Annotated in this window: 13 protein-coding genes and 1 tRNA gene; 8 read left to right on the top strand and 6 right to left on the bottom strand. The window is 62.7% G+C overall.

The window, feature by feature from the left end:
- Positions 1-88: 88 nt before the first annotated feature.
- The 3 genes from DEM27_RS11135 (at position 89) to DEM27_RS11125 (ending at position 2,379) form a co-directional block, all read left to right on the top strand.
- Positions 89-991 (top strand): EamA family transporter, encoded by a 903-nt coding sequence (locus tag DEM27_RS11135; RefSeq protein ID WP_109458312.1) that lies wholly within the window; start codon positions 89-91, stop codon positions 989-991.
- Between the two features lie 71 nt (positions 992-1,062).
- Positions 1,063-1,608 carry a methylated-DNA--[protein]-cysteine S-methyltransferase gene (locus DEM27_RS11130; RefSeq protein ID WP_109458311.1) on the top strand — a complete coding sequence of 182 codons (546 nt, stop codon included), beginning with the start codon at positions 1,063-1,065 and terminating at the stop codon, positions 1,606-1,608.
- Entirely contained in the window at positions 1,609-2,379 is a 771-nt protein-coding gene (locus DEM27_RS11125) for an isocitrate lyase/PEP mutase family protein (RefSeq protein WP_109458310.1), read from the top strand.
- A gap of 16 nt (positions 2,380-2,395) precedes the next feature.
- Here the strand turns inward: DEM27_RS11125 and argB are convergent, their stop codons facing one another.
- Positions 2,396-3,283 carry an acetylglutamate kinase gene (gene argB / locus DEM27_RS11120; protein WP_109458309.1) on the bottom strand — a complete coding sequence of 296 codons (888 nt, stop codon included), beginning with the start codon at positions 3,281-3,283 and terminating at the stop codon, positions 2,396-2,398.
- A 292-nt stretch (positions 3,284-3,575) separates the two neighbouring features.
- Here argB and DEM27_RS11115 point away from each other — a divergent pair, with 292 nt between their 5' ends.
- Positions 3,576-4,295, top strand: a complete 720-nt coding sequence (locus tag DEM27_RS11115) for an anti-sigma factor (RefSeq protein ID WP_109458308.1) — start codon at positions 3,576-3,578, stop codon at positions 4,293-4,295.
- 24 nt (positions 4,296-4,319) lie between these two features.
- Here the strand turns inward: DEM27_RS11115 and yihA are convergent, their stop codons facing one another.
- The 5 genes from yihA to rpmH all read right to left on the bottom strand — a co-directional run bounded on the left by yihA (position 4,320) and on the right by rpmH (position 8,500).
- On the bottom strand, positions 4,320-4,979 hold the full coding sequence (gene yihA, locus DEM27_RS11110; protein ID WP_109458307.1) for a ribosome biogenesis GTP-binding protein YihA/YsxC: 660 nt from the start codon (positions 4,977-4,979) through the stop codon (positions 4,320-4,322).
- Positions 4,980-5,057: 78 nt separating this feature from the next.
- Positions 5,058-5,972 (bottom strand): DMT family transporter, encoded by a 915-nt coding sequence (locus DEM27_RS11105; protein WP_109458306.1) that lies wholly within the window; start codon positions 5,970-5,972, stop codon positions 5,058-5,060.
- A gap of 162 nt (positions 5,973-6,134) precedes the next feature.
- A complete protein-coding gene (gene yidC, locus DEM27_RS11100; protein WP_109458305.1) occupies positions 6,135-7,943 on the bottom strand; it encodes a membrane protein insertase YidC in 1,809 nt (602 codons plus the stop codon).
- Positions 7,943-8,332 (bottom strand): ribonuclease P protein component, encoded by a 390-nt coding sequence (rnpA, locus tag DEM27_RS11095; protein WP_109458304.1) that lies wholly within the window; start codon positions 8,330-8,332, stop codon positions 7,943-7,945. The genes yidC and rnpA overlap by 1 nt, the downstream gene beginning before the upstream one ends.
- A gap of 33 nt (positions 8,333-8,365) precedes the next feature.
- Entirely contained in the window at positions 8,366-8,500 is a 135-nt protein-coding gene (gene rpmH, locus DEM27_RS11090) for a 50S ribosomal protein L34 (RefSeq protein ID WP_109458303.1), read from the bottom strand.
- 438 nt (positions 8,501-8,938) lie between these two features.
- Between rpmH and DEM27_RS11085 the strand changes: the two genes are divergently transcribed.
- From DEM27_RS11085 to DEM27_RS11070, 4 genes are all read left to right on the top strand, one after another.
- Entirely contained in the window at positions 8,939-10,939 is a 2,001-nt protein-coding gene (locus DEM27_RS11085) for a methyl-accepting chemotaxis protein (protein ID WP_109458302.1), read from the top strand.
- A gap of 171 nt (positions 10,940-11,110) precedes the next feature.
- Positions 11,111-12,532 (top strand): dihydrolipoyl dehydrogenase family protein, encoded by a 1,422-nt coding sequence (locus tag DEM27_RS11080; protein ID WP_109458301.1) that lies wholly within the window; start codon positions 11,111-11,113, stop codon positions 12,530-12,532.
- A gap of 26 nt (positions 12,533-12,558) precedes the next feature.
- On the top strand, positions 12,559-14,043 hold the full coding sequence (locus tag DEM27_RS11075; RefSeq protein WP_420028813.1) for an ATP-binding protein: 1,485 nt from the start codon (positions 12,559-12,561) through the stop codon (positions 14,041-14,043).
- Between the two features lie 169 nt (positions 14,044-14,212).
- A tRNA-Arg gene (locus DEM27_RS11070) sits at positions 14,213-14,289 on the top strand.
- The last annotated feature ends 474 nt before the right edge of the window (positions 14,290-14,763 follow it).

Here is a 14,763-nt window from a genome sequence, read left to right as displayed (position 1 = left end):
CACGGCTCGGCAAACAAACAAAACGTTTACTCCGCTTTTGGCCCGAACCGACCTTGGCGGGTCCGGATACGCATGGTACCGCCGGAGCATGGAACCCTGGATCGCGATTACCATTACCGCTGCCTTCCTGCAAAATCTGCGCTCGGCCCTGCAGAAGCACCTGCAGGGATCGCTCGGAACGCGGGGCGCCTCCTTCGTGCGTTTCGGCTATGGTTTTCCGGTCGCCATTGTCTATGTGCTCGGCCTGCATCTGATCGGCAACTTCGCTTTTCCGGCCTTGAACTGGACCTTTGCGATCTGGTCGGTCATCGGCGGCCTGTCGCAGATCTTCGCTACCATCCTGCTTGTCCATCTGTTTTCGCTGCGCAATTTCGCCGTCGGCACCGCCTATTCGAAGACGGAGCCGGTGCAGGCGGCGATTTTCGGTTTCGTGCTGCTCGGCGAGCGGCTGACGACTGGCGCCGTCGTCTCGATCATCGTCGGCGTGTTCGGTGTCATGCTGATTTCCATGGCGCGTTTGCCGCTCTCCCTCCGCAACATGGTGACGGCGCTCACCGGCCGAACGGCGCTGATCGGCATCGCGTCGGGCGCCGTCTTCGGCATTTCGGCGGTATCCTATCGTTCGGCGTCGTTGTCGCTGCAGGCGCCGAACCCGGTGATGGCGGCTGCGGTCACGCTTGCCTGCGTCACCACCTTCCAGACCGTCTTCATGCTGGTCTGGATGCTGTTGAAGGATAGGAACGAAATCGTGCAGGTGGCGCGCTCCTGGCGTTCCTCCTCGCTGGTCGGGCTTGCCGGGGTGCTCGGCTCGGTCTGCTGGTTCACGGCGATGACGCTGCAGCAGGTGGCCTATGTGCGCGCCCTCGGCCAGATCGAACTCGTCTTCACCTTCATGGCGTCCTTCTTCCTGTTCCACGAGCGGGTGAACCGCATGGAAATCATCGGCTGCCTGCTGATCGTCGGCGGCATCGTCGGCCTGCTGTTCCATTGATCTCATCCGATTGAAGCGCCAGACAAGGCAGGGTATGAAAGGCGGCATCGTCGGCGAGGGAGGCGCGGAACATGGCAAAGGCTGACCTGTCTGCCAATTGGCTGGAAACGCCGATCGGCCCGCTGTTGGTGGTGGCGAGCGACACCCACCTGCACGCCATCGAGTTCCATGACGAAGAGGCGCCGCCGGAACCCGCCCTGCGCATCGGCCGCAAGCTTGGCGCGATCATCCGCATGGATGGCGACAGCCCGGCCCTGGCGCAGGCCATGGACGAGTTGCGATATTATTTCCTCGGCAAGTCGGCGCAGTTTCACGTTCCGCTGTTCTACGACGGATCGGAGTTCGAGCGGCGTGTATGGGAGGAGCTTTTGCTCGTGCCGCTGGCTGAGACCTGCTCTTATGGCGACATCGCCCGCGCGCTCGACCAGCCGGGTGCCGCACGCGCCGTCGGCGAGGCGAACCACGTCAACCGTATTCCCATCATCATCCCATGCCATCGTTGCATCGGCGCGGACGGTTCGCTGACCGGATATGGCGGCGGCTTGTGGCGAAAGAAATGGCTGTTGCGCCATGAAGGACAGATGCGGCCCGTCGGGCTGTTTGCGGAGGGTTTTTGAATGACACGGGCAGACAAGGCGAAAAGGTTCGGTGACTTGCACCGCAAGGGCAACCCGCTGGTGCTCTACAACATCTGGGATGCCGGCAGCGCCAAGGCGGTGGCAGACGCCGGAGCACAGGCGCTGGCGACCGGCAGCTGGTCGGTGGCCGCAGCGCAAGGGTTCGGCGACGGCCAGAAAATCCCGCTCGAGGCGCTGGTCGCCACGGCGAAGTCGATCGTTGCGGCAAGCGACCTGCCTTTGTCGGTGGATTTCGAGGGCGCCTATTCGGAAGACCCCGAAGGCGCTGCCGCAAATGTCGGCAAGCTGATCGATGTCGGTGCCATCGGCATCAATTTCGAGGATCAGGTCGTCGGTGGAGCGGGATTGTACGATGTCGAGGCACAGTCGGTGCGTATCCGGGCGATCCGCGCACTGGCAGAAAGCCGCGGCCTGCCGTTCTTCATCAATGCCCGCACCGATCTTTTCCTGAAGGAAAGCGATGACGCCAAGCATGCCGGGCTTGTCGATGAGGCTATCGCCCGCGGCAAGGCCTATGCAGAGGCGGGAGCCAGCGGCTTCTTCGTTCCGTGGCTGGCGGATGTGCACCTGATCGAAAAGATCTGCGCCGCGTCGAGCCTGCCGGTGAACGTCATGATGAAGCCCGGTGCGCCCGACATCGCCACGCTGTCGAAGGCGGGCGTCGGCCGCATCAGCTACGGTCCGTTCCCCTACCGGGCGATGATCGAATGGCTGAAGGGTCAGGCCGCCGGCGTCTACACCCCGGCCTGACGAAGAGAAAGGCCGATCAGGGAACGATCAGCGTGCCCGCGCCGTGCTCGGTGAAGATTTCCAGGAGCACGGAGTGGGCGGTCTTGCCGTTGAGGATGACGACGCCCTGCACACCGGCCTTGATCGCGTCGATGCAGGTCTCGACCTTCGGGATCATGCCGCCGGAGATCGTGCCGTCCTTGATCAGCGCCCGGGCCTGCGAAACCGTGAGTTCCTTGATCAGTTCCTTGTTCTTGTCGAGAACGCCGGGAACATCGGTGAGGAACAGCAGGCGCGTGGCATTCAGCGCACCGGCGATGGCACCGGCAAACGTGTCGGCGTTGATGTTGTAGGTGGCGCCGTCACGACCGGGGGCGACCGGGGCGATGACCGGGATCATCTCCGACTTGGCCAGCAGGTCGAGCAGTGTCCGGTCGACCTCGACCACTTCGCCGACGAAACCGAGATCGAGCACCCGTTCGATGTTGGAATCGGGATCGACAATGGTCTTCTTGGCCTTTTCGGCAAACACCATGTTGCCGTCCTTGCCGCACAGGCCGATCGCCCACTCGCCGGTCTGGTTGATCAGCGCAACGATTTCCTTGTTGATCGAACCGGCCAGCACCATCTCGACGATCTCGACCGTCTTCCGGTCGGTGACGCGCAATCCGCCCTCGAACTTCGATTCGATGCCCATCTTGGACAGCATCGCACCGATCTGCGGGCCGCCGCCATGCACGACGATCGGGTTGACGCCGGATTGCTTGAGCAGGGCGATATCGGCGGCAAACGCCTTGCCGAGTTCGGAATCGCCCATGGCGTGGCCGCCATACTTCACCACGATGGTCTTGTTTTCGTAGCGCTGCATGAAGGGCAGCGCCTGGGCCAGAAGTTGCGCCTGCTTTTCGCTGTCGGAAGCGGTCATGGAGATCCTCGTCGATTGATCGCGGCCTTTTATCTCAACTTTGTGACAGAGGGAATAATGGCGGCAAAACTTTGAGGCGCCGGAAAAGAGCGGCCAGTCCGAAATCGGGCGATCGCTGTGATTCGAGTGCCGTGGCCGGTGGCGGAGGCAACCGAAGAGGCTTATGATATCAGCGGAATCGAAAAGCCCGCGGGCTGAGTGAACAGGAACCGGCAGTGCAGGTGGTCGTTCCCCGGTATAGGATACGAACAGGGCGGCGCAGCCTGTCGACATCGAGAGAGTGCCTGGACAGATGACATCGTCCGACCGCAGCATGGGGGACCGCTCCCGCGACGAGGTGCTTGCCGGCGAATATGTGCTCGGCGTGCTGTCGAGCGACGATCGCCGCAAGGTCGAGGCGCGCATGCTGCGGGACCGCAATTTTGCGGCGATCGTCTATCGCTGGCAGGAAAACCTTTCGACGTTCAGCGACGATGATGACGCCAGCAGACAGCCGCCGGCACGGCTTCGTCCACGTATCGAGAGGCGCAGCCGCGTCACAGGCAACCTCGTGGCCGCCCGGCGGGGCGGCCTATGGAACTCACTTGTGTTCTGGCGTGGCCTGACATTGGTGGCGGTCGCTGCCGCCGCCGGGTTCGCCCTGGTGGACGCCGACCTGTTTGCCCCCTCGCGCGGGCGGCAGCTGGTGGCGGCGATGAGCGGCGAGGGCAATGCCGTCAGCCTGGTCGCCCGTTACGATGCGGCGGGCGGTCGGTTGCAGGTCACGCCGGTTGCCGCGGGCAAGCCCGAGGAGAAATCGCTCGAGCTTTGGCTGATCAAGGGAGAGGAGCCGGCGCAGTCGCTGGGCATCCTGCCTCAGACGGGCGAAGGCGAGATCGTCGTGCCGGAAAACATGCGCCAGCGTCTTGGCGCCGGCGTGGTTTTGGCAGTCAGCGTTGAACCCTTCGGCGGCTCGACAACGGGCAAGGTGACGGGGCCGGTGATCGCCAAAGGTCCGGCGCAGGTGGAATGATCGGAGCCCTTTCGGTCTGCGGGCTCAGAAGGGCAGGCCGACGGTGTCGGCGATCGCCTGGCGCAATTCGTCGAGACCCTTGGCCTTTTCCGACGAGGTGGCGATGACGGCGGGATAGGCGGCCGGGCGCTTCTTGATCTTCTCAAGCGTTTCGGCGAGCAGCCGCGGCACGCCGGCTTCCTTGATCTTGTCGGTCTTGGTCAGCACGATCTGGTAGGAAACGGCCGCCTTGTCGAGCAGCGTCAGCACGTCCTCGTCGTTTTTCTTGATGCCGTGCCGCGAGTCGATCAGCACATAGACACGCTTCAGCGTGGCACGACCGCGCAGATAGTCGAAGACCAGTTTGGTCCAGGCGTCGACCTGGGCCTTCGGCGCCTGGGCATAACCGTAACCCGGCATGTCGACGAGCGCCATCGGCGGCAGGTCGTCGCCTTCGCCGGAATAACCGTCGGGCACGAAATAGTTGAGCTCCTGGGTGCGGCCGGGCGTGTTCGACGTGCGCGCCAGCCCCTTGTGGCCGACCAGCGCATTGATCAGCGACGATTTGCCGACATTCGAGCGGCCGGCAAAAGCCACTTCCAGCGGCCCTTCCGGCGGCAGGAATTTCATCGACGGCACGCCGCGGATGAAAATCCAGGGGCGACCGAAAATCGGCTTGTCTGCTGCTGGGGTCTGTCCGGCCATGCGTCCATCTTGTCTAATTTATAAAATTAGCTTCGGCTTCACCGTTTTGGCCGGCAAAGTCAACCCATATCGGCCGTTTCAGCCTCTCAGCTTCGATTGGCGATGGAATTCGGCGGTGAGATAACCGAGCAGGGCGACAAGGATCAGCAGTCCACCGATCACCGTGCGCAGGGCCGGGATCTCGCCGTGGATGATCGCCACCCAGACCGGGCCGAGCATGGTTTCAGCGGTGCCGAGCAAGGCAGCCAGCGCCGAAGGAATGAGACGCGCGCCCATGGCGAACAGCATCATGCCGAGCCCGAGGTTGAAGGCGCCGAAAACGAACAGCAATCCCAGTTCGCCGGTGGTCACGGCAAGGCTCGACGCCTGGGTGGCGGCAAAGGCGCTGGCGGCAAGGCAGCCGAAACAGGTCGCCGGCGTCATGCGCACATGCGGATATCGGCGGGTGATGACGGTGGCCAGCGCAAAGACGACGGCGATGAGTAATGCCAGCGCGTCGCCGATCGGCGAGACGGCGCCGGTAAACGAACCGGAGACCATCACCGAAACGCCGACGATGACGAGGGCTATGGCGCACCAGGTAAACAGCGATACCCGCTGGCGAAAGCAGATCCAGGTGATCAGCGCGGCAAACAGCGGCACGCCGGCGCCAAGCAGCAGCACATTGGCGATGGTCGTGTGCGAGATGGCGATGATGAAGCAGGTGGCGGCGATCATGAAGCAGAGCCCGACGGTGATCCCCGGCCACCCCATGTTGCGAAACAGCCTGACCGTGCCGGCCGGCCCGTCGCGAACTAGCATGAAGGCGATGAGGAAAAGCCCGGCGAACAGGCAACGCCAGAAGACGATCGTCCAGTTGTCTTCGATATGCAGGAAGCGGGCTATGGCGCCGCCAAAGCTCCAGAAGAAGGCGGAGCCGAACACCAGGGCAACGCCGAGGCGCTCGCTGTAGACCGACGTCTGCAGTCCGGCAGAAACCGTCTGCTCGCTCATTGCGCCACCCTCCCCGTGAGTCCCATCCATTGATACGCGGCAACGCCTTATAAGGACGGCGCTTTCGCGACAAGCCGGTGTCGCGCGTTTTCCATCGCAGCTGATGCAGATCGACGGTAGGCAGAGACGAAAAAGCCCCGGACGATGCCGGGGCTTTGGTCGCTATTTCGTGGTCGCCGGCTTTCGTCGGAACAGCCCGCGGATATTGTCGATCAGCTCGATCTTGACGCCGTGGCGCTTCATAATCAGCGACTGCTGCAGGATCGACAGGGTGTTGTTCCAGGCCCAGTAAATCACCAGACCGGCCGGGAAGCTGCCGAGCATGAAGGTGAAGATCACCGGCATCCAGTTGAACAGCATCGCTTGGGTCGGATCCGGCGGCGTCGGATTCATGCGCATCTGCAGCCACATGGTGACACCCATGATCAGCGGCCAGACGCCGAGATGCAGGAAATGCGGCACGTCGTAGGGCAGGAGACCGAAGAGGTTGAAGACGGTCGTCGGATCGGGCGCGGAAAGGTCCTGGATCCAGCCGAAGAACGGCGCATGACGCATTTCGATGGTGATGTAGATGACCTTGTAGAGCGCGAAGAAGACGGGGATCTGCAACAGGATTGGCCAGCAGCCGGCCACCGGGTTGATCTTCTCTTGCTTGTAAAGCTCCATCATCGCCTTCTGCAGGCCCATCCGGTCGTCGCCGAACTTGGCCTTCAGCTCTTCCATCTTCGGCTGAACCTTCTTCATGTTGGCCATCGAAGCGTATTGCTTGCTGGCGAGCGGGAAGAACAGGCCCTTGACGACGATGGTGGTGATCAGGATGGCGATGCCGAAGTTGCCGAAGTAGCGATAGAAGAAATCCATCATCTTGAACATCGGCTTGGTGATGAAATAAAACCAGCCCCAGTCGATCATGCGGTCGAAGCGGGGAATGGAATATTCGGCCTCGTAGCGGTCGATGACCGGAACTTCCTTGGCGCCGGCGAAGACGAGGTTCTTGACCTCGGCGGACTGGCCGGCCGACAGCGTCGTCGCGTCGTCCTTGAAGTCCGCCTGGTAGCGCGGCTGGCCGTCGGTGAAGTGCGAGAAGCGGGTTTCGTAGGCGGTGGTCTGCGGCGGAATGATCGCAGCCGCCCAATATTTATCGGTGATGCCGAGCCAGCCGCCCGTTGCCTTCGGCGGGGTGACCGGCGCTTCTTCGACCGCGCTGTATTTGGTTTCGTTGAGACCCTGCTCGCCGAGCACGCCGATGAAACCTTCGTGCAGCACGTAGATGGAGGGCGTCGTCGGCTTGTTGTAGCGGGTGACGCGGCCGTAGGAGGCCAGCGTTACCGGATCGCTGCCGGCATTGGTGATCTTGTCGGTGACCGTGAACATGTAGCGGTCGTCGATGGCGATCGTGCGGGTGAAGGCGACACCCTTTTCGTTGGTGTAGCTCAGCGTGACCGGCGTCGTCTCGGTCAGCTTGTCGCCGCTGGCAACCGTCCAGGTCGTGGTCGGGCCGGGCAGGGTGCCGGACGTCGCATCCGGCACGTAGCCGAGTTCGGCGAAATAGCCGTCATGCGTATCGGCCGGATTGAACAGCGTGATGATCGGGCTCTGCGGATCGACCGTCTCGCGGTAACCCTTGAGCTTCAGGTCGTCGAAGCGGGCGCCGGTGAGGTTGATAGAGCCGGACAGCGACTTGGTGTCGATCAAGACGCGGGTCGATTTTGCCAGCGCTTCCTCACGGCTTGCCGTCGCGGTGGCCTGGCTCGAGCCCGGCAGCGTGCCGGAAGCTGTGCTGGCCGGCGTGTCGGCGGTCTGGCCGCTCGTCTGCGTCTGCTGGCTCTGCTGGGCCGCCTGTTGCGCCTGCATGGCCTCTTCGGCCTTGCGCTGCGCCTCGATTCGCGGGTTCATGTAGAGGAACTGCCAGGCGAGCACGATCAGCACGGACAGGGCAATCGCTATAAAGTAATTGCGGTTCTTTTCCATCATACCTTCCTGGGGCGTGCCGCTCCGGACGGCCTCGGTTTCGGCCCGTTCGCGATGCGGTCGGTCAGCTCGCCGGCAAGTTTCTCGAACGGTGTTTCGAGCACATCCCGCCGGGCGACGATCACATAGTCATGTCCGGGCTTCATTGCAAACTGGGCGGAAAGCCGCACGGCTTCCCGGAGGCGTCGTCGCATGCGGTTGCGTTCCACCGCATTGCCTTGCTTCTTCGTAACGGTAAAACCGACACGCGGCGCCTGTTCGGGAGCTTTGTGGTCGAGAACTTCGATGAGGACATATTTCCCCCGAAGCTTTTCCCCTTCCCGGACAGCAAGAAACTGCGGCCGGCTTTTCAGCCGCCCGGCAGTTGATTTCGGTGCATCATGCGTCATTCGCCCGCGTCTCTTTTCGGGCAAGCCCGGCGATTAAGCCGAAAGACGCTTGCGGCCGCGAGCGCGACGAGCTGCGAGAACCTTCTGACCGCCATTGGTGGCCATGCGGGCACGGAAACCGTGGCGGCGCTTGCGAACAAGCTTGGACGGCTGATAAGTACGCTTCATTTATTTGACTACCGCGGAGTGCGGCCCTTCTTGATGTTGCAGTGTGCAAGAGCGTTCTGGAAAACGCACGACCTTACCATGCCCGAGGCATGGATAGCATGGCCGAACGTGCGCGCCTTATAGGCACGAAGGGCGTGGGAGTCAATAAACTGTCGTGGCGATGTATGGGCAGGCGGAGGCAATGCGAGATTTCGCAGATCTCGTTAACCATCCCGCTGTGTTGCCTGTATTTGCGAAATGTCAATTTTAGGAATCGATTCCAGGAACCTGCTCCGAACCGACGCAGAAAAGACCACTTCAGGCGGAAACTGCGGATTTGTTTGCCTAAGATTACCGTAAAACGTGCATTTTTAGAAGAAACTTAAGATTAACAGATTTCCTGCATGATGAGGACAACCAGCATGTCGCTGGCTTGCATCTGTCCTTGGGAGTTTCTCCTTGTCTATCCGCGGCAAAATTAATCTTCTTGTTTTCGTCATGGGGTTGGCGGCGCTGATCATTGGCGCGACCGCCTTCGTTGCGATGAATGAATACGGCAATCGTGTGCAGGAATACAGCCTGGCCTCCGAGCGCGCCTTCCGCGGCGAGCAGCTCAACAGGCTGGTGACCGCCGTCGTCATGGATTCCCGTGGCATTTACGGTGCCAAGTCGCCGGAAGACGCCAAGAAGTTTGCCGATGGCGTTCTTTCCAGCCTCGACAAGATGGACAAGGTCATTGCCGATTGGCGGCCAATTGTCGGCGCCGAGCAGAGAGCTTCGTTCGACAGCCTGGTCGCCGGCGCCCAGCAATTCCGGGTCTTCCGGATGGAAACGGCCCGCCTCGGCGTCGAGGTCGGGCCGGCGGCGGCCAACGAGCAAGGCAATAACGACGCCAATCGCGCCAATCGCAAAGCCTACCAGGCGGAGATCGACAAGGTTGTCGAGGCAGACATCGCCGCCCTGAGGGCACAGGAACAGGCGATCATGGCATTCCGCCATTTCGTCTTCATGGTCGTCCTCGGCATCACCGTCGTCGGCATCGGCATCGGCATCGGCATGGGTTTCTACATCGGCACGTATCACCTGAGCGTTCCGTTACGCCACGCCACCGATGCGATCGACCAGGTCGCCAATGGCAATTTTGCCGTCGATATCCCCGCGACCGGCCGCAAGGACGAAATCGCCGACATCATGAAGGCATTGCAGGTGTTCAAGGAAAACGGCCTCGCCGTGCAGCGCATGAATGCCCAGGAAGCGGCCCTGCGCGCCCGCAGCGACGATCTGCAGGCCAGCATGTCGCAGGTGGTTTCGGCCGCCGCAGCCGGCGACTTCAGCCCGCGCATCGACAAGGATTACGGCGACGAAAACCTCAATCGTTTCGCCCGCAACATCAACACGCTGCTGGCCTCGGTAGATACCGGCATCAGCGAGACGCGCCGGGTGATCGCCAGCCTTGCCGAAGGCGACCTGACGCAGAGCATGCGCGGCGACTTCCAGGGCGCTTTTGCCGAACTGCAAGCAAACGTCAACTCGACCTTCGCCTCGTTGTGCCAGACCATGCGGTCCGTGCGCGAGACGTCGGCGACGATCAACGACAACACCAACGAACTGCGCCACGCCAGCGACGATCTTTCCAAGCGGACCGAACAGCAGGCGGCGGCGCTGGAGGAAACCTCTGCCGCGCTCGACCAGATCACCGCCGTGGTCAAGAACTCCACGGAACGGGCCCAGGAAGCCACCTCCCTGGTCGGCGAGGCGAAGCAGAGTGCGGCGCAGTCCGCCTCCGTCGTACGCAACGCCATCGACGCGATGGGCAAGATCGAGCAGGCCTCGCAAGAAATCAGCCAGATTATCAACGTCATCGACGAGATCGCCTTCCAGACCAACCTGCTGGCCCTGAATGCCGGCGTCGAGGCCGCGCGTGCCGGCGAAGCGGGCAAGGGATTTGCCGTCGTTGCCCAGGAAGTCCGCGAACTGGCGCAACGCTCCGCCACCGCCGCAAAGGACATCAAGACGCTGATCACCAAATCCGGCGATGAAGTCCAGTCCGGCGTCAAGCTGGTGCAGGCGACGGGACAGGCGCTGTCGCAGATCGAAGCCCAGGTCAACGGCATCAACGATCGCATCCATGCCATTGCCGTCTCGGCGCGCGAACAGTCGACCGGTCTGCAGGAAGTCAACACTGCCATCAACCAGATGGACCAGGTTACCCAGCAGAATGCCGCCATGGTGGAGGAGACGTCGGCTTCGACGCACAAGCTCTCGGCGGAAGCCGAAAGCCTGGTCGGCCTGGTCGTGCGCTTCAGGGTCGACGGCGGATCTGCGCGCCAGCCGGCGTTGGCGAACCGGGAACAGCATCGCGCTGTCGCTTCCCCGGCCCGGCGCATGGCCGGCACCGTTGCCCGCGCTTTCGGCGGCGGCCAGTCTGCCGCAGCTGCCCAGAGCTGGGAAGAATTCTGAGCCACGTCGCAGCGGCCGTTTCGGCAGCCAGAAACCATCGCCGCCGGAACCGGTCCTTGTCACCGGTTCCGGCGGCTTCATTTTACGGCGGCGCAAAGGCTTGCGAAGCCGTTCCTCCGGCGGCTAAGATCGGTCTCTGTCCTTCCCCTCCCTGTTGGATTTTCAGCGACCATGGCGGACCTCCTCTCGCCCGACATCTGCATCATCGGTGGCGGCCCCGTCGGAATTGAACTGGCGCTGTCGCTGGTGGCCTTTGGCGTCTCCGTCGTCCTCGTCGAACCCGATCGCTGGGGCGAAAAGGGCGTGGGACGGGATATCGCGCTACGGGCCTTTTCCGCTGCTGCGCGCCATGTCGGCACCATCGAACGCGCCAACGCTTTCGGCATCGCCACTGGTCCCGTCTCCGTGGATTTTACCGCATTGCGGGCGCACATCGCCGCTGCCGTTGCAGCTGCTGCGCCCGATGCCTCCGCCGAGCGGCTGGCGGCGCGGGGCATCTGGGTTCTCCGCTCCCCGGCGCGCTTTACCGACCGCCGTACCATCGAGGCTGGCAATTATATCGTCCGGCCGCGCCGTTTCGTGGTTGCGGGTGGATCGGCGCCCGTCATTCCGGATATTCCCGGTCTCTCCACGGTCGAGTACCTGACGACAGATACGACCCTGGATGTGAAGGCGGTGCCGGAGAGGCTGCTGGTGCTCGGCGCCGGCGCGGAAGCGGTGGAAATCGCCCAGGGCTTCCGGCGGCTGGGGGCGCAGGTGACGGTCGTCGATACGGCAAGGGCGCTGCCGGACTGCGACCCAGAACCCGCCGCCATCGTGCTGCACCGGCTGCGCTCCGAAGGCATCCTGCTGGCCGAGGACAGGGCGTTGTCGCATGTCGAGCGGGCGCCGTCGGCGATCCGGGTCCATTGCGACAGCGCGGACGGTCCCGTCGTTTTCGACTGCAGCCATCTTCTCGTGGCGACGGGCCGGCGCGCCGAGGTGGCCGGTCTTAACCTTGCCGCCGCCGGCATCCGGACAGATGAGCGCGGCATTGTCGTCGGCCCCGGCTTGCGCAGTCGCAACCGGCGCGTCTATGCCATCGGCGAGGCGACCGGGCGAGCATCTTCGCTGGCTGCCGCGCGACAACATATCGCCGTGATCCTGCCGCAACTTCTGTTTCGCCTGTCACGCCGCGACGAACCGCATCTGGTTCCCCGCATCGTGTGGACCGATCCCGAGATCGCCGAAATCGGCCTCGGCATCGAGGAGGCACGCAAACGCCATGGCGATATCCGCCTGCTGCGCTGGCCCTATGCCGAAAACGACCGCGCGCGGGCCGAACGCTGGACCACCGGCCTCGTCCGCATCCTCGTCGATCAGAAAGAAAAAGTGCTCGGCGTGACGATCGTTGGCGAAAATGCGGCGGAACTGATCGATTTCTGGTCGCTGGTGCTGGCCAGGGGGCTTGCCTTGAACGACATCCGATCCCATGTGCCGCCTTACCCGACTTTTTCCGAGATTGGAAAAAGCGCGGCGGTTTCGTATGATAGGCCCCTGATGCAAAAGCCCTGGACCCGATTTTTGATCCGGTTCCTCGCTCGTCTGGGCTGAGGCGGCAGGGGATGGCGGAGATGCCGATGTCTGAACATATGCCGGAAAGCCCGGTCCCCCGCGCCTGCGTCAAGGGCGGGCTGCGCGGCATGTTCGCCGGCCTTTCCGGCAAGCTCCTTTGGCTCACCGTCATTTTCGTCATGCTGGCCGAAGTGCTGATCTTTGCGCCCTCGGTCGCCACGATGCGCCTGCGCTGGCTGGAGGACAGGCTCAACACCGCCGCTGCCGCCGCCGTGGTCATCGACGGCCTGCAGCCGGCCGAATTGCCGCGCAGCGTCCAGGACGACACGCTGATGGCCACCGGCACCAAGGCGATCGTGCTGCGCAAGGACGGCACGTCGCAGTTGCTGGCGGCATCGGACATTCCCACCGAGGTGGACGGCCAGTACAACATCGCCGACGTGGACCAGCTGACGGCGGTGAAGGATGCGGTGGAAACGCTGCTGTTCGGCGGCAACCGCACCATCCGCATCTTCGGCCCGGTCGGCGAAAGCGACATGATGATCGAGATCGTCATGACCGATGCCAGCCTGCGCAAGGCCATGCTGCACTATTCCAGCAACATGCTGGTCCTGTCGATCCTGATCTCGCTGATCACCGCGACGCTGATCTTCTTCACTATCAACCGGATCATGATCCGCCCCATCCGCCGCCTGACCAACAGCATGCAGGCCTTTTCCGAAAGTCCCCAGGATCCCGAACGGGTGATGGTGCCCGAGCAAGGGCGGGACGAGCTGGCGATTGCCGGCCGTCATCTCGCCACCATGCAGACCCAGCTGCAGAAAACCCTGAAGCAGCAGAAGAACCTTGCCGATCTCGGCCTCGCCGTCTCGAAGATCAACCACGACATGCGCAACATCCTGGCTTCGGCGCAGCTGATGTCCGACCGGCTGGTGCATGCCGAGGATCCGCTGGTCAAAAGTTTTGCACCGAAACTGCTGCGCACCATCGACCGCGCCGTCGGATATACCAGCGAGGTTCTGGCCTACGGGCAGGCGTCGGAGGCGGCGCCCCGCCGCCGGCCGATCGCCTTCGTGGTTCTGCTGCAGGAGGTGAAGGACATCCTGGCGATCGATGCCGATACGGGCATCGAGTTCGCCGAGACGATTGCGCCCGACCTGACGGTCGATGCCGACAACGAGCAGCTTTTCCGCATCATCCACAATCTCTGCCGCAATGCGCACCAGGCCCTGGTCAATCATCGCCCCGGTGAGCCGGGCGTCGTTCGCCGCATCACCGTTTCGGCGCAGCGCCTGGGCAGCGTCGTCAGCATCGATATCGACGACACCGGCCCCGGCATGCCGCCGAAGGCGCGCGAAAACCTGTTTGCCGCCTTCCGCGGCTCGGCCCGTTCCGGCGGCACCGGGCTCGGCCTGGCGATCGCCCGCGAGCTGGTGCTGGCGCATGGCGGCACCATCGCCCTTGCCGAAAAGCCGTCCCCCGGCACCCTGTTCCGCATCGAGATCCCCGACCGCCCCGTCTCGCTGGAAGCCTATCGCGCCCGGGCATGAGTATCGGCCTCTCCGCACCCCGATCTTTGCGTCAGCCGGAAACGCTTGATTTCATACGCTTGTCGAACAGTTCGGGATAAAATGACGTTTTTTGCGAAATTGCTCTTGCATTCCCCAACGGGAGCCTTTAGAGGATCGCCACGCAGACGGAATTGACCATCTGCACCGCGCACCCGTAGCTCAGCTGGATAGAGCACCAGACTACGAATCTGGGGGTCAGGAGTTCGAATCTCTTCGGGTGCGCCATTTTTTCCCTTCATTTGACGTCTCCTGTTTTGCAAACTCTGTTTCCAAGATGTTCTCAAACTTGGCGATTACGTTGTCCGCTATCGTGCTGGTGTAGGCGAGGTACTTGTCCAAATGTCCTGTGCCCGCTTGAGCGAGTGCCTGGTCACAGAGACGATCTCTCCAAGATTGCATCCCGCCTAAAAGAGTATTGTCACGGTTGCACCGTGAATGTCGTGGAAGTGCGGATCGGCAATGCCGGGCTCTTTGCAGGTCGCTCCCATAGATCGGCCAGATAGCGCTTCTTGAAGGCTCGGCCGGTCTTGGTGGTCACGATCGCGGCGAACGCTTCGGAAGGCTGTCCAGCGTCTCCTTCAGGGCCTTCGTGCACTTGATCGTGACCAGCCGCCCTTCGAGCTTGCCGCGCCGTGCCTTGCCCTGCCGAAGGACGATGTGAGTGCCGTTTTAGGCGTTCCAGGGAAGCGTGAGGAGATC

Source organism: Rhizobium album, from assembly GCF_003122325.1.
In the GTDB taxonomy this organism is placed as follows: Bacteria; Pseudomonadota; Alphaproteobacteria; order Rhizobiales; family Rhizobiaceae; genus Metarhizobium; species Metarhizobium album.
This window is presented reverse-complemented; position numbering and strand designations above follow the sequence as displayed.

Bases quoted from the DNA above. Each gene is read 5' to 3' on its own strand.
- DEM27_RS11135 (WP_109458312.1), top strand. From the start codon at position 89: ATGGAACCCTGGATCGCGATTACCATTACCGCTGCCTTCCTGCAAAAT.
- DEM27_RS11130 (WP_109458311.1), top strand. From the start codon at position 1,063: ATGGCAAAGGCTGACCTGTCTGCCAATTGGCTGGAAACGCCGATCGGC.
- DEM27_RS11125 (WP_109458310.1), top strand. From the start codon at position 1,609: ATGACACGGGCAGACAAGGCGAAAAGGTTCGGTGACTTGCACCGCAAG.
- argB (WP_109458309.1), bottom strand. From the start codon at position 3,283: ATGACCGCTTCCGACAGCGAAAAGCAGGCGCAACTTCTGGCCCAGGCG.
- DEM27_RS11115 (WP_109458308.1), top strand. From the start codon at position 3,576: ATGACATCGTCCGACCGCAGCATGGGGGACCGCTCCCGCGACGAGGTG.
- yihA (WP_109458307.1), bottom strand. From the start codon at position 4,979: ATGGCCGGACAGACCCCAGCAGCAGACAAGCCGATTTTCGGTCGCCCC.
- DEM27_RS11105 (WP_109458306.1), bottom strand. From the start codon at position 5,972: ATGAGCGAGCAGACGGTTTCTGCCGGACTGCAGACGTCGGTCTACAGC.
- yidC (WP_109458305.1), bottom strand. From the start codon at position 7,943: ATGGAAAAGAACCGCAATTACTTTATAGCGATTGCCCTGTCCGTGCTG.
- rnpA (WP_109458304.1), bottom strand. From the start codon at position 8,332: ATGACGCATGATGCACCGAAATCAACTGCCGGGCGGCTGAAAAGCCGG.
- rpmH (WP_109458303.1), bottom strand. From the start codon at position 8,500: ATGAAGCGTACTTATCAGCCGTCCAAGCTTGTTCGCAAGCGCCGCCAC.
- DEM27_RS11080 (WP_109458301.1), top strand. From the start codon at position 11,111: ATGGCGGACCTCCTCTCGCCCGACATCTGCATCATCGGTGGCGGCCCC.
- DEM27_RS11075 (WP_420028813.1), top strand. From the start codon at position 12,559: ATGTCTGAACATATGCCGGAAAGCCCGGTCCCCCGCGCCTGCGTCAAG.